The organism is Kitasatospora sp. NPDC001603 (assembly GCF_040298365.1).
In the GTDB taxonomy this organism is placed as follows: Bacteria; Actinomycetota; Actinomycetes; order Streptomycetales; family Streptomycetaceae; genus Kitasatospora.
In genome coordinates, this window is sequence record NZ_JBEPAA010000035.1 from 14085 (window position 1) to 30892 (window position 16808).

The 16808-nt window shown below is 72.5% G+C and carries 15 protein-coding genes; 3 read left to right on the plus strand and 12 right to left on the minus strand.

Annotated features, from left to right (window positions below; all coding sequences use genetic code 11):
* Positions 1–235 precede the first annotated feature (235 nt).
* Positions 236–2506, plus strand: a complete 2271-nt coding sequence (locus ABT263_RS21965; RefSeq protein ID WP_352292426.1) for a glycosyl hydrolase family 18 protein — start codon at positions 236–238, stop codon at positions 2504–2506.
* A 79-nt stretch (positions 2507–2585) separates the two neighbouring features.
* On the opposite strand, the gene ABT263_RS21970 is transcribed toward ABT263_RS21965, so the two are convergent.
* From ABT263_RS21970 to ABT263_RS22020, 11 genes are all read right to left on the minus strand, one after another.
* Positions 2586–3296 carry a spermidine synthase family protein gene (locus tag ABT263_RS21970; RefSeq protein ID WP_352292428.1) on the minus strand — a complete coding sequence of 237 codons (711 nt, stop codon included), beginning with the start codon at positions 3294–3296 and terminating at the stop codon, positions 2586–2588.
* An 85-nt stretch (positions 3297–3381) separates the two neighbouring features.
* Positions 3382–4419 carry a YeiH family protein gene (locus ABT263_RS21975; RefSeq protein WP_329492353.1) on the minus strand — a complete coding sequence of 346 codons (1038 nt, stop codon included), beginning with the start codon at positions 4417–4419 and terminating at the stop codon, positions 3382–3384.
* A 13-nt stretch (positions 4420–4432) separates the two neighbouring features.
* Positions 4433–4999, minus strand: a complete 567-nt coding sequence (locus tag ABT263_RS21980) for a cysteine dioxygenase family protein (RefSeq protein WP_329490740.1) — start codon at positions 4997–4999, stop codon at positions 4433–4435.
* Between the two features lie 116 nt (positions 5000–5115).
* On the minus strand, positions 5116–6030 hold the full coding sequence (locus tag ABT263_RS21985) for a LysR family transcriptional regulator (protein ID WP_329490739.1): 915 nt from the start codon (positions 6028–6030) through the stop codon (positions 5116–5118).
* A 111-nt stretch (positions 6031–6141) separates the two neighbouring features.
* Positions 6142–7005, minus strand: a complete 864-nt coding sequence (locus tag ABT263_RS21990; RefSeq protein ID WP_352292430.1) for an amino acid ABC transporter permease — start codon at positions 7003–7005, stop codon at positions 6142–6144.
* The gene (locus ABT263_RS21995; protein WP_329490737.1) at positions 7002–7646 is read right to left on the minus strand and encodes an amino acid ABC transporter permease; all 645 of its coding nucleotides are present in this window, start codon (positions 7644–7646) and stop codon (positions 7002–7004) included. Before ABT263_RS21995 ends, ABT263_RS21990 begins: the two co-directional genes overlap by 4 nt.
* 12 nt (positions 7647–7658) lie before the next feature.
* Entirely contained in the window at positions 7659–8552 is an 894-nt protein-coding gene (locus ABT263_RS22000; RefSeq protein WP_352292432.1) for a glutamate ABC transporter substrate-binding protein, read from the minus strand.
* A 10-nt stretch (positions 8553–8562) separates the two neighbouring features.
* Positions 8563–9327: an amino acid ABC transporter ATP-binding protein gene (locus tag ABT263_RS22005; RefSeq protein WP_359806889.1), complete on the minus strand. Its 765-nt coding sequence runs from the start codon at positions 9325–9327 to the stop codon at positions 8563–8565.
* Positions 9324–9569: a LapA family protein gene (locus ABT263_RS22010; protein WP_329490736.1), complete on the minus strand. Its 246-nt coding sequence runs from the start codon at positions 9567–9569 to the stop codon at positions 9324–9326. Before ABT263_RS22010 ends, ABT263_RS22005 begins: the two co-directional genes overlap by 4 nt.
* A gap of 168 nt (positions 9570–9737) precedes the next feature.
* The gene (locus ABT263_RS22015) at positions 9738–11510 is read right to left on the minus strand and encodes an ABC transporter ATP-binding protein (RefSeq protein ID WP_352292434.1); all 1773 of its coding nucleotides are present in this window, start codon (positions 11508–11510) and stop codon (positions 9738–9740) included.
* A gap of 43 nt (positions 11511–11553) precedes the next feature.
* A complete protein-coding gene (locus ABT263_RS22020; protein ID WP_352292436.1) occupies positions 11554–13326 on the minus strand; it encodes an ABC transporter transmembrane domain-containing protein in 1773 nt (590 codons plus the stop codon).
* Positions 13327–13646: 320 nt separating this feature from the next.
* Between ABT263_RS22020 and ABT263_RS22025 the strand changes: the two genes are divergently transcribed.
* Positions 13647–14513 (plus strand): aldo/keto reductase, encoded by an 867-nt coding sequence (locus ABT263_RS22025; RefSeq protein ID WP_352292438.1) that lies wholly within the window; start codon positions 13647–13649, stop codon positions 14511–14513.
* A gap of 132 nt (positions 14514–14645) precedes the next feature.
* Here the strand turns inward: ABT263_RS22025 and ABT263_RS22030 are convergent, their stop codons facing one another.
* Entirely contained in the window at positions 14646–15512 is an 867-nt protein-coding gene (locus ABT263_RS22030; protein ID WP_352292440.1) for a MarR family winged helix-turn-helix transcriptional regulator, read from the minus strand.
* Positions 15513–15935: 423 nt separating this feature from the next.
* Here ABT263_RS22030 and fabG point away from each other — a divergent pair, with 423 nt between their 5' ends.
* A complete protein-coding gene (fabG, locus tag ABT263_RS22035; RefSeq protein WP_352292442.1) occupies positions 15936–16703 on the plus strand; it encodes a 3-oxoacyl-ACP reductase FabG in 768 nt (255 codons plus the stop codon).
* Positions 16704–16808: the final 105 nt, after the last annotated feature.

The window sequence follows — 16808 nt, forward strand, 5'->3', positions numbered from 1 at the left end:
CGCCGCCCGCCATGTCCACCACCGTCAACTGGTACAGACCTATTGCCAGTTGCCGACCGGCTCCCTACCCTCGGGGAGCACAGGATCCTGACGGCACCCCGACGGCCGGAGGTCTCCGGTTCCGCGCCGCCCGACGGCCCGGAGCTCCCGCACGCTGCTCCACGCACCTGACACCTCCCCACAGGTAACGGGGCGACCCGGCATGCCCGGAGGCCCCAGGACAGGAGCCACAACCATGCGCCGACGTCGGATCAAGCTGCCGCTGCTGGCGGCCGGGGCCCTGATCGTCCCGCTGCTCGCCGTCTCCCTGCCCAGCACCGCCGCCCACGCCGCCGGGTCCGCCACCGCGACGTTCACCAAGGGCAGCGACTGGAGCACCGGCTACGAGGGCAGCTACACCATCACCAACGGCTCCAGCGCCACCCTGCCCAGCTGGACCCTGGAGTTCGACCTGCCGGCCGCCAACACGGTCGCCTCGCTCTGGAACGCGAGCTACACCACGGCGAGTTCGCACGTCACGGTCAAGAACCCCAGCTGGGCCGGCAACCTGCCGCCGGGCGGCACGTACAACTTCGGCTTCAACATCGCCTACTCGGGCGCCTACAAGCCGCTGCTCAACTGCAAGCTGAACGGCCAGCCCTGCGACGGCGCCGGCGGGGACCAGAGCGCGCCGACCGTGCCCGGCGGCCTCCGGGCCGGCACCACCACCCAGACCACCGTCGACCTCGCCTGGACGGCGAGCACCGACAACGTCGGGGTCACCGGCTACGACGTGTTCCAGGGCGCCACCAAGGTCGCCACCTCGGACGGCGCCACCACGGCGGTCACCGTCCAGGGCCTGACCGCCGGCACCGCCTACCAGTTCACCGTCCAGGCCTTCGACGCCGCGGGCAACCGTTCGGCCGCCGCCGGCCCGGTCACCGCCACCACCAAGCCGCCGACCGACCCGGACCGCCAGGCGCCGACCACCCCCGGCACCCCGCTGGTCACCGGCTCGGACGCCAACAGCGTCTCGCTCACCTGGGGCGCCAGCACCGACAACATCGGGGTCACCGCCTACGACGTCTACAACGGCACCGCGCTCGCCGCCACCGTCACGGGCACCTCCGCCACCGTGGGCAACCTGGCTCCGGACACCTCGTACACCTTCACCGTGAAGGCCCGAGACGCGGCCGGCAACGTCTCCCCCGCGTCGAACGCCGTGACCGGCAAGACCCAGCCCGGCGGGAGCAACCCCGGCGCGCTGAAGATCGGTTACTTCACCCAGTGGAGCATCTACGCCCGCGGGTACAGCGTGAAGCAGCTCGACACCTCCGGCTCGGCCGGCCGGCTCACCACGCTCAACTACGCCTTCGCCAACATCCACCCGACCACCAAGCAGTGCTTCATCACCAACAAGGCCGCCGGACCGGACAACGACCCCAACGCGGGCGACGGCGCCGGTGACGCCTGGGCCGACTTCGGCAAGGGCTGGGACGCCGGCAGCTCGGTGGCCGGCACCACCGACACCTGGGACCAGAAGCTGGCGGGCAACTTCAACCAGTTGAAGCAGCTCAAGGCCAAGTACCCCAACCTCAAGATCCAGATCTCGCTGGGCGGTTGGTCGTACAGCAAGTGGTTCTCCGACGCGGCCGCCACCGACGCCTCCCGCAAGGCGCTGGTGAGCTCCTGCATCGACATGTACATCAAGGGCAACCTGCCGGTCATCGACGGCCGCGGCGGCCCGGGCAGCGCGGCCGGCATCTTCGACGGCATCGACCTCGACTGGGAGTGGCCGGCCTCCGGCGGGCACGACGGGAACATCTTCCGCCCGACCGACAAGGCCAACTACACCCTGCTGGCCCAGGAGTTCCGCCGCCAGCTGGACGCCCTCGGCGCCACCACCGCCAAGCACTACACGCTGAGCGCCTTCCTCCCGGCCGACCCCGCGAAGGTCACCGCCGGCATCGACATCCCCGGGCTGTTCGGCGCCTTCGACTTCGCCACCATCCAGGGCTACGACTACCACGGCGGCTGGGAGATGAGCACCAACCAGCAGTCCGCGATCAAGCTCGCGGCCGGTGACCCGAGCACCCCGGACCGGCAGTTCAGCTCCGAGATCGCCATCAACGCCTACCTCAACGGCGGCGCTCCGAAGAGCAAGCTGACCCTGGGCATCCCGTTCTACGGACGCGGCTGGACGGGGGTGCCGCGCGGCACCACCAACGGCCTGTTCCAGACCGCGACGGGCCCCGGCCCGGGGACGTACGAGGCCGGCTTCGAGGACTACAAGAAGCTCAAGCAGATGGCCACCGGCGGCGGTTACACCATCTACCGGGACCCGGTGGCCGGCCACGCGTACATCTACAACGGGACCGTCCTCTACACCTACGACGACCCGATCGAGATCGCCCGCAAGACCGCCTGGATCAAGTCCCAGGGGCTGGCCGGCGCGATGGTGTGGGCCTTCGACGGCGACACCCCGAACGGCGAACTGATGGCCGCGGTGGACAACGGTCTGAAGTAGGCCACCGGTACAGCCCGGCCCAGCCCGCCCAGCCCGGCCCGGCCCGCCCGGCCCAGGACGACCCTGCCCGGCGCGGCGCTCAGTCGGCGCGCCGGGCCAGGTGCACCACGTCCGGCACTCCCCGGGCGACCTCGATCTCGTGGGTGACCACGTCCGAGAAGCCCGCCGCGCGCAGCGCCTCCTCGAAGTCCGGGGAGGGCTGCGCGCTCCAGACCGCCAGCACCCCGCCCGGCCGCAGCCGGTGCCAGAGCACGGCCAGCCCGTCGGCGCCGTAGAGCCCGGCGTTGGAGTCGGTGACCGTCCAGTCCGGGCCGTTGTCGATGTCCAGGCAGAGCGCGTCGTAGCGCTCGCCGTCCGCCGCCGCCAGGTACTCCAGCAGGTCGGTGTGGAGCACCGCCACCCGCTCGTCCTCCAGCGCGCCGCCGGAGAAGGCACCCAACGGACCACTCCGGTGCCAGTCGATGATCGCGTTCTCGCGCTCGACGATCGCGATCCGGCCCCAGCGCGCCTCGGCCACCGCGTACGCCAGCGAGAATCCGACGCCGAGCCCGCCGATCAGCACCGAGGGGCGCTCCACCGCGGGGCCGGTGCGGTCCAGCTCGTCCAGCGCCGCCTGGACCAGCAACCGCTCGGAGCGGCCGTCGGCGGTGTCCATCAGGAAGCAGCCGTTCGCGATGATCTCGAAGTGCCGTCCGCGCCGACGCAGCACCACCTCGCCGAACGGGCCCTCCCGCCGGTCGAGGGTGACGACGGCCTCCTGGTCGTCCCGTGCGGGCAGTGCGATGGACATGCGGCGATTCCTCCCGGGCTCGGGTGCAGAACGGCTCGGCGAACGAGTACCCGCCCGACAATAGCCGAGGCCACCGCCCCGCCGGTCACGTCGTGATCAGCACCCCCGCGTAGCTGACGCCGGCGACCATCACCCAGGAGGCCAGCCCCAGCAGGGCGATCCGCCCGCCGGTGCGCAGCATGGTCGGCAGGTGCACGGCGCTGCCGAGGCCGAACAGCGCGGCCGCCAGCAGCAGCTCCTGCGCGTCCCCGGCCAGCGTGAGCGCCCGGTCGGGCAGCACGCCGGTGGTCCGCAGCGCGATCATCGCGAGGAACCCGGCCACGAAGAGCGGCACGATCGGCGGCCGCTTGCCGGTGGCCCCGGGGGTGCCCCGGCGCGCCCGCCGCATCGCGACGGCGACCCCGGCGACCAGTGGCGCAAGCAGCACCACCCGCATCAGCTTGACCAGGACGGCCTCGCGCAGCGCGCCCGCCCCGCCGGTCTGCGCGGTGGCGACCACCTGCCCGACGTCGTGCACGCTGGCGCCGACCCAGCGCCCGAACCCGGCGTCGTCCAGCCCGAGCGGCTGGTGGAGCAGCGGGAGGACGGCGATGGCCAGGGTGCCGCAGAGGGTGACCAGCGCGACGGAGGCGGCGACGTCCTCCTCCTCGCTGCCGGCGGCCTGGCTGACCGCGCCGATCGCCGAGGCCCCGCAGATCGAGTACCCGGTGGCGACGAGCAGCGGCTGGTCGCCCGGCAGGCCGAGCCGGCGTCCGAGCCAGACGGTCCCGGCGAAGGTGGCGGCCACCACGGCGACCACCATGGCGACGGTGGCCCAGCCGAGGCCGAGCACGTCGTCCAGGCCGAGCTTGAGGCCGAGCAGCACGATGCCGAGCCGCATCAGCCGCTTCCCGGCCGTCGAGAGGCCCGGCCGGGCCACCCCGCGGACCACCGGGCGCAGCCCGGGCAGGTGGGCGGCGGCCATGCCGAGCACCACGGCGGCGGTGAGCTTGGGCACGGCGGGCACGGCCTGGTGGATCGCGAGCGCGGCGGCCACGCCGAGGGCGGCGAGCAGCAGCCCGGGGACGTCGCCGCCGAGCGGGGGCAGTGCGCGGGTGCGGACGGGCCGGTCCCGGAGGGTCAGTGCCACGGCGTGCTCACCGCCGCCCGTCGGCGGGCAGCCGGTAGACGCGCCGGATGCTGGTGCCCAGCCGGGAGACGTCGGCGCCGTAGACGTGGATCGAGATGGCCGTGGAGGAGCAGGCGTTGCGCACCAGGTGGATGTCGCCGGGCGGGGCGAAGGCGGCGACCGTGCCGGCCGGGCCGACCACGTGCTCGGTCTCCACCAGGTGGGCGGTGCGTCCGTCGGACACCAGCCGGTAGCGGGTCTCGCTCTCCTTGCCCTGGTGGACGCCGGCCACGCACCAGGAGACGTGGTCGTGGATCGGGGTCTCCTGGCCGGGCAGCCAGACCAGCGCGACGACCGAGAACCCGCCGTCGGCCTCGGCGTGCAGGACGTGCTGGCGGTAGCGGTCGGGATCCCCCTCGCGCTGCGCCTCGGTGAGCAGGCCGGCGTCCCCCAGGTGCGGGGCGAGTCGCTCACCGACCAGGTAGGCGGTGAGTTCCGGCGGCAGGCCGCGGTCCACGACCGCGCGGATCTCGCCGACCAGGGCGGTCATGCGCTCGGTGAGCCGGTCGCTGCCGACCGTGGCGGAGGGTGTCATGCCAGCAGGTTGGCCCCGGCCGACCCATCACGTCCAAGGAGGGTTCTTTCGCTCTTCCCCAAACCCCACTTATGGATTGACCCCGGGCCGACGGGCCGGTCGTCGAACGGCGGGGATCAGCAGCCCACCCGCGAGGCCGCTGCGGACCGCAACTGGTCCAGCACCAGCGCGGTGGCCGGGATCCGGCGGTGCTCGCGGAGCACGTACGCGCTCACCTGGCGCCGCAGGTGCGGCTCGACGGCGCGCCCGGTGACCTTGCGGTGGCACATGAAGGAGAGCACCAGCGCGGGCATCAGCGCGATCCCGACCCCGGCGGCGACCAGGCTCTGCACCGCCAGGTTGTCGTCGGTGGAGAAGACGATGTCGGGTGCGAAGCCCTCCTCGGCGCAAACGTGCAGCAGGTTGGCCCGGCAGCGCGGACACCCGGCGATCCAGCGCTCGCCGTCGAGGTCGGCCAGCCGGACGGCGTGCCGGCGGCCCAGCGGGTGGCCGACCGGCAGCAGCACCGTGAGCAGGTCCTCCATCAGCGGGATCTCGTCCAGCTCGGGCGGCAGCTCGGCGGCGACGCCCGGGTAGCGGAAGGAGAGCGCGATGTCGCACTCGCCGCGCAGCAGCCGCTGCACGGAGTCGGGCGGTTCGGCCTCCAGCAGTTCCACCCGGACCCCGGGGTGCTCGGCGAGCAGCCGGGCCATCGCCTGGGGTATCAGGGTCGCGTTGGCGCTCGGGAACGCGCAGACCCGGACCCTCCCGGCGCGCAACCGGGCGAGCGCGCCGAGTTGCTGCTGGGCCGCGGCGAGACTGCCGAGGATCAGTTCGGCGTGCCGGGCCAGTGCCTCACCGGCCTCGGTGAGGCGCAGCCCGCGCCCGGCCCGGGTGAACAGCGGCACTCCGACGGACCGCTCCAGCGCCTTCATCTGCTGGGTGATGGCGGGCTGGGTGTAGCCGAGTTCGCGGGCGGCGGCCGAGTAGGAGCCGGCCCGGACGACCTCGTGGAAGGTCCTGATGTGCCGCGAGTCGAATACCGGCTCCACTGCCCCTCCACCTGCCCGCGCCCCTGGTCCCAGGAATCATAAGCAGACTTTGGAGATGCCGGAGCTATTCCCACCCGCACCTATGGTTTCTCCGGTGCGTTCCCGCCGCTCCTACTCCTCCGGGGGCAGCCCCAGCACCAGTCCGGCCTCGGCGACCGGTGCGCCGCCCTGGGTGCTCGGACTGCGCCGGGTACGGGCCTCGACCCACCGGGCCAGCCAGGAGAGCGCCAGGCACATCCCGATGTAGATCGGCGAGATCACCATCACCACGGGGATGAACGGCAGGTCGTAGTCGAGGTTGGTGGCGATCAGCTTGCCCGCGTGCAGGAACTCCTCGTAGGTGATCAGGAAGCCCAGCGAGGTGTCCTTGAGCGCCACCACCAGCTGGCTGATGATGGCCGGCAGCATCGCCCGGTTGGCCTGCGGCACCAGCACGTAGGACATCACCTGGGTCTTGCGCATGCCCAGCGCGTACGCCGCCTCGCGCTGCCCGGCGGGCACCGCGAGCACACCGGCCCGGAACACCTCGGCCAGCACCGAGCCGTTGTACAGCACCAGACCGGCCACCAGCGCCCAGAGCGGTTCCACCTTGAGCGCGACGAAGATGAAGAAGATCATCACCAGCACCGGCATGGCCCGGAAGAACTCCACCACCAGGGTGGAGAGCCAGCGCACCGCCCGGTGGTCGGAGAGCCGCCCGGCCGCGAACAGCGCGCCGAACGGCAGCGCGAACAGCACCGTCCATCCGAAGGCCTTGAGCGTGTTCCCCAGCCCGCGCAGCAGCAGGTCCTGCACGCCCTCGTACTCGAAGGCCATCCACTTCTGGTACGTGAACTGCTCGGTGTGGAACAGCATGTAGACGATCCACCCGATCAGCGCGGCGATCGCGACCAGCGCGATCATCCCGTACAGCCGGTGCCGGGCCAGCGCCTTGGGGCCGGGGATGTCGTAGAGCGCCGAGGATTCCACCGTCATCGCGACACCGCCACTCGTCGTTCCAGCACGTTGAAGAGCGCGCTGACGGCCAGGGTGATGATCAGGTAGCCGACGGCGATCCAGACGAAGGTCCAGATGATGCTGTACCCCAGCTCGTTGATGGTCCGGTAGCTGCCGAGCAGTTCGGTCACGCTGAACGAGCCGGCGATCGCGGTGTTCTTGGCCAGCGCGATCATCACACTGCCGATCGGGGCGACCACCGACCGGTACGCCTGCGGCAGCACCACCAGGCTCATCGTCTGCCCGAAGGTCATGCCCAGGCTCCGGGCCGCCTCGCCCTGGCCGCTGGGCACGGTGTTGACCCCCGCGCGCATCGCCTCGCAGACGAACGCCGAGGTGTAGCAGCCGAGCGCGAGCACCGCGAAGGTGAAGAACGGCAGCGTGATGTCGAACCGCGGCAGGCCCAGCACCACGATGAAGAAGAGCAGGGTCAGCGGGGTGTTGCGCAGCAGCGTCACCCAGACCGTCCCGAACACCCGCAGCGGCCGCACCGGCGAGACCCGGAAGCCGGCGATCAGCACGCCCAGCACCAGGGCGAGCACGGCGCTCACCACGAACAGCGAGAGGGTGCCGAGGAAGCCCTCCCAGTAGGTCGACCAGTTGTCGGTCAGCGTCTTCACGGGGCGGCCCTCTCAGTACCGGTCGATCGGCGGCGGGGTCGGCGCGGGCACCCCGGACAGGCCGAGGGTGGCGTCGTAGGCCCGCTTCCAGTCACCGTTCTCCTCGTGGTGCGCCAGGGCGTCGTCCAGCGCGTAGCGCAGCACGGTGTCGTCCTTCGGCGTCCCGATCCCGTACGGCTCCTGGGAGAACAGCGGCCCGACCACCTTGAGCTCGTCCGGCACCTTGGCCGCGTAGCCCATCAGGATCGTGTTGTCCGTGGTGACGGCGTCCACCTGGCCGGTGATCAGGTTGTCCACGCAGGCCGAGTAGGTGTCGTAGCCGATCAGCTTGACGTCGGGGTACTGCTTCTGGATCCGCTGGTGCGGGGTGGAGCCCGCCGCCGAGCAGACCTTCTTGCCGTTCAGGTCCTCCGGGCCGTGGATGGTGTCGTTGTTCCTGCGCACCAGCAGCGACTGGCCGGCCAGGTAGTACGGCCCCGCGAACCCGACCAGCTTCTTGCGGTTGTCGTTGATGGTGTAGGTGCCGACGTAGTAGTCCACCTGCCCGTTCTGCAGGGCGGTCTCCCGGTTGGCGGAGGCGATCGTCCGGAACTCGATCCGGTCGGGCGCGAAGCCCAGGTCGGCGCCGACCATCTTGGCGATCTCGATGTCGAACCCGGAGTACTCCCCGGTGGCCGGGTTCTTCTGGCCGAGGTAGGGCTGGTCCTCCTTGGCCCCCACCACCAGGTGGCCCCGGGCGCGCGCCGCGTCCAGGGTGGGCGAACCGGTGATGCCGGCGGCGTCCCGCACCTGGTAGCTGGGCAGCGCGCTGGGCTGCGGACCCTTCGGCGGCGGGGTGCCCTCCTTGCCGCAGCCGGCCAGCAGCACGATCAGGGCCGCGGCGGCGAGCGTCCACTTCCTCGTCACGGCGCCCGCCTCAGTGCTTCAGGATCTTGGACAGGAAGTCCCGGGCGCGCTCGCTCTCCGGCGCGCCGAAGAAGTCCTCGGGGGCACGGTCCTCGACGATCCGCCCGTCGGCCATGAACACCACCCGGTTGGCCGAGGCACGGGCGAACCCCATCTCGTGGGTGACCACCACCATGGTCATGCCCTCGTGCGCGAGCTGGCGCATCACGTCCAGCACCTCGTTGATCATCTCGGGGTCGAGGGCGGAGGTGGGCTCGTCGAAGAGCAGTGCCTTGGGCTCCATGGCGAGCGCCCGGGCGATCGCGACGCGCTGCTGCTGGCCCCCGGAGAGCTGCGCCGGGTACTTGTCCGCCTGGGCGACCAGCCCGACCCGCTCCAGCAGGGCCCGGGACTTCGCGTCCGCCTCCGCGCGCGGCCGGCCGCGGACCTTGATCTGCGCCAGCGAGACGTTCTGCAGCACGGTCTTGTGGGAGAACAGGTTGAAGGACTGGAAGACCATCCCGACGTCCGCGCGCAGCAGGGCGAGCCCCTTGCCCTCCGCGGGCAGCGGTTTGCCGTCGATCGAGATGCTGCCCGACTCGATCGGCTCCAGGCGGTTGATCGCCCGGCAGAGCGTGGACTTGCCGGAGCCGGAGGGCCCGATCACCACCACGACCTCGCCGCGACCCACCGTCAGCTCGATGTCCTGCAGCACGTGCAGTTCGCCGAAGTGCTTGTTGACGCCCCGCAGCTCGATCAGCGGCTCGAAGGCGGACGCCCCCGGCGGTGCCGTCACTTGGTGCTCCGCCCCTTCAGCAACCACCCCAGCGCACCGCCCGCGAGCAGGGTGGCGAGCAGCGCGATCCAGAGCGGCGCGGTCACGGTGAACACCCAGAACTGGATCTTCACCTTGTCGAGGTTGGCGAACAGGAACCACACCGCGAGCACGACGATGACGCCGATCCCGATGTACCGGGTGGGGACGCCACCGATCTCGCTGCGCCGGGTGCTGGAGGAACCGTCTGAAATCTTGGTCACACGCGCAGTCTGGGGGCCGATCGACCGACTTGTCCGGTTACGCGCCCGGGAGTAACCCGCACGGGGCAACCCTGTCCCGTGCGGGTTTGCGCTGTGTCACCGGGAGCGGCCGGCCACCGGTGGCCGGCCGGGGCAGCAGAGCGCCCGGGGGGCCGCTGCCGCCCCCGGTTACCGCTCGTCCCGCCAGGACCGCCAGAGCGCCGCGTACGGACCGCCCGCGGCGACCAGCTCCGGGTGGCTGCCGTACTCGCTGATCCGCCCGCCCTCGACCACGGCGATCACGTCCGCGTCGTGGGCGGTGTGCAGCCGGTGCGCGATGGCGATCACCGTCCGGCCCTCCAGCACCCGCGAGAGCGAGCGCTCCAGGTGCCGGGCGGCCCTCGGGTCCAGCAGCGAGGTGGCCTCGTCCAGGACCAGGGTGTGCGGGTCGGCCAGCACCAGTCGGGCCAGCGCCAGTTGCTGCGCCTGCGGAGCGGTCAGCGCGGTGCCGCCCGAGCCGACCTCGGTGTCCAGCCCCTGCGCCAGCGCGTCCACCCACTCCCCGGCGTCCACCGCGTCCAGCGCGGCGCGCAGCTCGGTGTCGGCGGCGTCCGGCGCGGCGAGGCGCAGGTTGTCCCGCAGGGTGCCGACGAAGACGTGGTGCTCCTGGTTGACCAGGGCCACCTCCGCCCGGACCCGCTCGGCCGGCATCCGCGAGAGCGCCGCCCCGCCCAGCGTCACGCTGCCCCGGCCGGGCGCGTAGATCCCGGCCAGCAGCCGGCCCAGGGTGGACTTGCCCGCACCGGAGGGACCGACCAGGGCGACCCGGCTGCCCGGGGCGACGTCCAGGCTGATCCCGTGCAGCACGTCGGCGCCCTCGCGGTAGCCGAACCGGACCTCGTCGGCCCGCACGTGCCGGCCGTCCGGGTGCGCGGACTCGTCGCTCTCGTGCTCGGGCACCTCGCGGACCCCGACCAGTCGCGCCAGCGAGGCCTGCCCGATCTGCAGCTCGTCGTACCAGCGCAGGATCAGGTCGACCGGGCCGGTGAGCGCCTGGGCGTAGAGCACCCCGGTGGTCAGCTGGCCGACGGTGATCCAGCCCTCCAGCGTGAACAGGCCGCCGAGCACCAGCGTCCCGAGCACGGCCAGGGTGTAGACCGCGTCGATGGTCGGGAACCAGACCGAGCGCAGCCAGAGGGTGTACCGCTCCCAGGCGAGCCACTCGCCGAGCTTGCGGTCGGTGAGCCGGACCCGGTCGTCGCCCAGGCGCAGCGTCTCGACCGTCCGCCCGGCGTCGACCGTCTCGGCCAGCACGGTGTTGACCGCGGCGTAGCCGGCCGACTCGTTGCGGTAGGACTGCGGGGCCCGCCGGAAGTACCAGCGCGAGCTGGCCAGCAGCAGCGGCAGGCCGATCAGCGAGGTGAGCGCGAGCAGCGGTGAGGTCACCACCAGGGCGCCGAGCACCAGCAGCAGCGAGACCACGGCGACGGCCAGCTCGGGCACCGCCTCGCGGACCGACTTGTCCAGCCGGTCGATGTCGGTGGTGCCCCGGGAGACGAGGTCCCCGGTGCCGGCCCGCTCCAGCACACCGGTCGGCAGCGTCACCGACCGGACCAGGAAGTCCTCCCGGAGGTCGGCCAGCACCCGCTCGCCGAGGACGCTGCCGCGCAGCCGGGACCACCAGGTGAAGGCGGACTGCACCACCAGGGCCAGCAGGTACCAGGCGACGGCCACCGCGATGGTGGACCCGGCGGTGCCGGTGGCCAGCGACTCGACCAGCGTGCCGAGCACCCAGGGCCCGACCAGGCCTGCCACGGTGGCCACCGAGTGCAGGCCCACCACGGCGCCGAAGCCGGCCCGGTGCCGCCGGGCGAGCAGCCGCAGGTAGGCGCGGACGGTGGCCGGCGAGCCGACCGGCAGGGTGGTGGCCGGTCCCTGCTCCTGATGGGCGGGGGGCTTCATGCGGTGCTCCTCGGCTGGGCGGGGCGGCGGACGGGTGCGGGGCTCATACGCCCTCCCCGACGGCGACCGGTTCCTCGTCGCGGGTGACCACGGCGCGGTAGGCGGGCTCGGTGCGCATCAGCTCGCGGTGGCGGCCGGCCGCGACGGCCCGGCCGCCCTGGAGCAGCACCACCCGGTCCGCCTGGTCCAGCAGCAGCGGGCTGGTGGCGAACACCACCGTGGTGCGCCCCTCCCGGCTCGCGCGCAGCCCGGTGGCGATCCGGGACTCGGTGTGGGCGTCGACCGCGCTGGTGGGCTCGTCCAGGACGAGCACCGGCGGGTCGGCCAGCAGGGCGCGGGCCAGCGCCAGCCGCTGGCGCTGGCCGCCGGAGAGCGAGCGGCCGCGCTCGGTGATCCCGGCCCGCATGGCGTCCCCCGCGCACTCGGGCGAGCCGTCCACCAGCGCGTCCAGGACGTCCTCGGCGCGGGCGGCGGCCAGCGCCTCGGCGGGGGTGACCCGGCCCGAGGCGGGGACGTCGAAGAGCTCGGCCAGGGTGCCGGAGAGCAGCACCGGCTCCTTGTCGTGGACCAGCACCGCCGCCCGGGCCTCGGCCAGCGGCACGGCGTCCAGCTCGGTGCCGCCGAGCCGGACGGAGGGCTGCGCCCGCTCCCCCTCGCCCAGCGGGACGTGCCCGCCGAGCCGGCCGGCCAGCGCCCCGGCGAAGTCCGGGTCGCCGCAGACGACGGCGGTCAGCTCACCGGCCCGCAGCGTCAGCCCGGTCACCGGGTCGAACAGGTCGGCCCGGCCCGGCCCGGTGAGCACGGCCTCGGCGGTGCCGGTTGTCCGGCTGAGCGAGAGCACCCGGACGGCCCGCCCCGCGGAGACCCGGGCGACGCTCCAGGCGTGCGCGGCCTCGCCGAGGATGCGCAGCGGCGCGGCCAGGTAGGCGGTGGCGCCGTACACCGCGACGAGGGTGCCGATGCCGATCTCCCCGTCCGCGGCCAGCCGGGCCCCGTACCAGGTGACGCCGACCACGAAGAGGCCCGGCAGCAGGACCTGCTGGGCCTGCATCAGCGACCAGACCCGGGCCGAGCGGACGGCGGCCGCGCGGACCCTCTGGGAGGCCGCCCGGTAGCGGTCGAGGAACAGCTCCTCGCCGCCGATGCCGCGCAGCACCCGGAGCCCGGCCACGGTGTCGGCGGCCAGCTCCGTCGCCTTGCCGCCGAGCGCGCGCTGTTCGGAGTAGCGCCGCTCGAAGGGGCCGAGCAGCGGCCAGACGGAGGCGGCCAGCACCGGGACGCCGAGCAGCACGGCGAGGCCGAGCACGGGCTCGGCGACCAGCACCGCGGCGCTGACCGCCAGCCAGACCAGCACCGCGCCGCGGAGCCGGGCGACCAGCTCGACGTACCAGCCGATCTTCTCGACGTCCCCGCTGCCGACGGCGACGATCTCACCGGTGGCGATCCGCCGGGACAGCCCGGCGCCCAGGTGGGAGGCCTGACGGGAGACCAGTTGGCGGACCTGGGTGGCGGCGTGGATCCAGTTCCACACCGCCTGGCGGTGCAGCATGACGGCGCCGAAGGCGGCAACGACGGCCAGGGCCAGCACGGCGGCACCGGCCCGCCGGAGGCCGGCGGCGTCGCCGTCCACGGCGGCCTGGACGCCGAGGCCCACCGGGAGCGGCAGGGCCGCCCGGCTGCCCATCTCCAGCAGCGACCAGCAGGTGGCGAGCACCTGCCCGCGCCGCTGGCTGCGCTGCAGCCAGCGCAGGAAGGCGAGGGGGGAGGAGAGATCCGGGTCGCCGGGATCGGCCAGCGGCAGGGTCTTGAGCGGCATGACGCTCCGTTGGGGGTGGTGCGGGCGAATGGCGACGACGTGCTCGTCGCGCGGTGGCGCCGGGAGCACGTGGTGGGGGAAGGGGAGGACGGGGCCGGTGCGGTCACGGCCGGGGGGCTGCTCAGGAGGTCATGGCAGCGAGCCTGCCAAGGCGACTGTGAGCTGCGCAACAGGTTTTCCGCGTCGCGCGCCCCCTCCCGGACCTCCTGCGCACGCCGGTACAACGCGTCAGAAAATTCTTTGCCCGGCCGGGAACAATCCGGACAACGGGCAGGTTGGTCCACACGAACCTATGGACAACCAGGAGGGCACCCCTTCCCGTGAGCACCATCCCCAGCGTCACCCTCAACAACGGCTCGCAGATCCCGCAGCTGGGCTTCGGCGTGTGGCAGGTCCCGGACGCCGAGGCCACGGCCGCCGTCCGCACCGCCATCGAGTCGGGCTACCGCTCGATCGACACCGCGGCGATCTACGAGAACGAGGCCGGCACCGGCCGGGCGATCGGCGAGGCGATCGCGGGCGGCGGCGTCGCCCGTGCGGACCTCTACGTCACCACCAAGCTCTGGAACTCGGGCACCCGCGACTGGTCCGGCCCGCAGGGCCGGGACGCGGTGCTGCGCGAGTTCGACGCCTCGCTGGCCAAGCTCGGCCTGGAGTACCTCGACCTCTACCTGATCCACTGGCCGCGCCCGATGCACGGCACCTTCCCGAACGTCTGGAAGGCCTTCGAGCAGCTCCTGGCCGACGGCCGGGTCAAGTCGATCGGCGTCTCGAACTTCGGGGCCGAGCAGCTCACCCGCCTGCTCGACGAGGCCTCGGTCGTGCCGGCGCTGAACCAGGTCGAGCTGCACCCGTACTTCCCGCAGGACGAGCTGCGCGCCTTCCACGCCCGGCACGGCATCGCCACCGAGGCCTGGAGCCCGCTGGGCCAGGGCAAGGAGCTGCTCGCCGAGCCGGTGCTGGCGCAGATCGCCGAGAAGCACGGCCGCACGGTCGCCCAGGTGGTGCTCCGCTGGCACCTGCAGAGCGGCGTCGTCGCGATCCCGAAGTCGGTCACCCCCTCCCGGATCAAGGAGAACCTGGACGTGGCCGGCTTCGAGCTGGACGCGGCCGACCTCGCCGCGATCGCCGGCCTCGCCACCGGCGTGCGGATCGGTCCGGACCCGCAGGAGTTCGACTGGAGCTGACACCCTCGGTGAGCACGGCGCCGTCGCCATGCTCCTGAAGGACCGTCAACACCGAAGGCCGCCTTCCCCCATTCGGGTCGGCGGCCTTCGGTACGTTGGCGAATCGTTTTGGCTGGATTTCGAAGGCGAAGGCTAGAGCCTGGCCGCCTTGGCGATCAGCGCCATCGCCGGTTCGTGCTCGTCCTCGTCCAGCGGACCGAGCAGCAGCCGCTGGACCTGGGCGACGCCCGCGGCCGAACGGTGCAGCAGGTCCTGACCCGCCGGCGAGAGCGACAGCAGGTTGCGCCGCCCGTCCGAAGGGTCGCGCCGGCGCTGCACCAGGCCGCGCCGGACGAGCCGGCTGACCATCTCGGCCATCGTGGCCTTGTCCAGCGAGGCCAGCTCACCGACCGTGCGCTGGTCCGCGCCCGGTTCCAGTTCGAGGGCGTCGAGCACCGCGTACTGCGGCGCCGTCAGCTCCGAACCGACGTGCTCCGACCAGAGCTTGGTGTGCACCTGCTGGCTCACCCTGATCAGATAGCCGATCGCCCGCTGGGCGTCCAGCATCGGCCGCGCGTCGGTGAGGACGGCGACCGCAGCGGGTTCAAGCCTGGCTATCTTGGCCATCACCCGGACAATCTCCAGCTGCTCCTCGGCCGCGAGCGGCTCGAAGAGCGTGCGCTGCACGCGGACCACTCCGCCGGTGGCCTCGCGCACCGCCTGTGCGCCGCTCTGCGAGAGAGCGAGCAGTTTGCGCCGGCCGTCGGCCGGATCGCGGCGTCGCAACACCAGGCCGCGCCGGACGAGCCGGGCGACCATCTCGGCCATCGTGGCCTTGTCCAGCGAGGCGCGCTCGCCGACCGTCCGCTGGTCAGCACCCGGTTCGAGGGCGAGGACCAGCAGAACGGCGAACTGCGGAGCCGTGAGATCGGCTCCGACGTGTTCGGACCACAGACGGGTGTGTACCTGCTGTGCAACGCGGATCAGGTGCCCGGGCGACTGCTGCAGTCGCGCGGACACGCGGGTCGTCGGGATCTCCCCCAGCACCATGTATCCGTCCCGATGTCACACCCGGTGTGTGTGGGACACCCGGGTGGGGCAGTAACGGCGAGTGGGCGTCCCGCTGTGAGGGAGGGCGCTCCAGCCGTGCAGCCGGTGGCTGCTGGCGGACACTATACAAACGGCTGGCCCTTGCTGGCAGGCGGGGGCGGATAGTAGACGCAGGTTCGGCAACATTGGCATATTTACGCGCCGTGCCGACCCGTGGGTAACCCGTTCGCAGGAGAAAGCCGACCGGCCGGTCCTTACCCTCGGTCACCTGCGCCTTCCGCCCTGGCCGCGCACCCTACTCGCCGGTAGGGTGTGGCCCACTCAGCGGTCCACCCTCCGCCGGGCGACTCCGCGGGAGCCTCCCGGCGAGATCCGAGAGAGACGAGAGCGAGCATGACCGAGCAGAGCACCGCCCCCAGGGTCGCCGTCGTCACCGGCGCCGCACGCGGCCTGGGCGCAGCCACCGCCGAGCGGCTGGCGGCCGACGGCTACGCCGTCGCCGTGCTGGACCTGGAGGAGGCGGCCGGCCAGGACGCCGTCGACCGGATCACCGCCGCCGGCGGCCGGGCGATCGCCGTCGGAGCGGACGTCTCGGACGCCGGACAGGTGCAGGCCGCCGTGGACCGGATCGCCGCCGAACTCGGCCCGCCGGTCGTCCTCGTGAACAACGCGGGCGTGCTGCGCGACAACCTGATCTTCAAGATGTCCGAGTCCGACTGGGACACGGTCATGAACGTTCACCTCCGCGGCGCCTTCCTGATGACCCGCGCGGTGCAGAAGCACATGGTGGACGCCGGCTTCGGCCGCGTGATCAACCTGTCCTCCTCCTCGGCCCAGGGCAACCGCGGCCAGGCCAACTACTCCGCCGCCAAGGCCGGTCTGCAGGGCTTCACCAAGACCCTCGCCATCGAACTCGGCCGCTTCGGCGTCACCGCCAACGCGGTCGCCCCCGGATTCATCGCCACCGACATGACGGCGGCCACCGCCGCCCGGGTCGGGATGGAGTTCGAGGAGTTCAAGAAGGCCGCCGCCTCGCAGATCCCGGTCCAGCGGGTCGGTGTGCCCGCGGACGTCGCGCACACCATCTCGTTCCTGGCGAGCGAGGGCGCCGGATTCGTCTCCGGCCAGGTCATCTACGTGGCCGGCGGCCCCCTCGACTGAGCCATCGAACCTACACAGGGTTACCACGGAGTGGGAACCGGCGTGGCCGGTCTCCCACTCCGTGTGTTTTGCCCGCCCTTGAGAATGGGCGATCGGTGTTCGCTT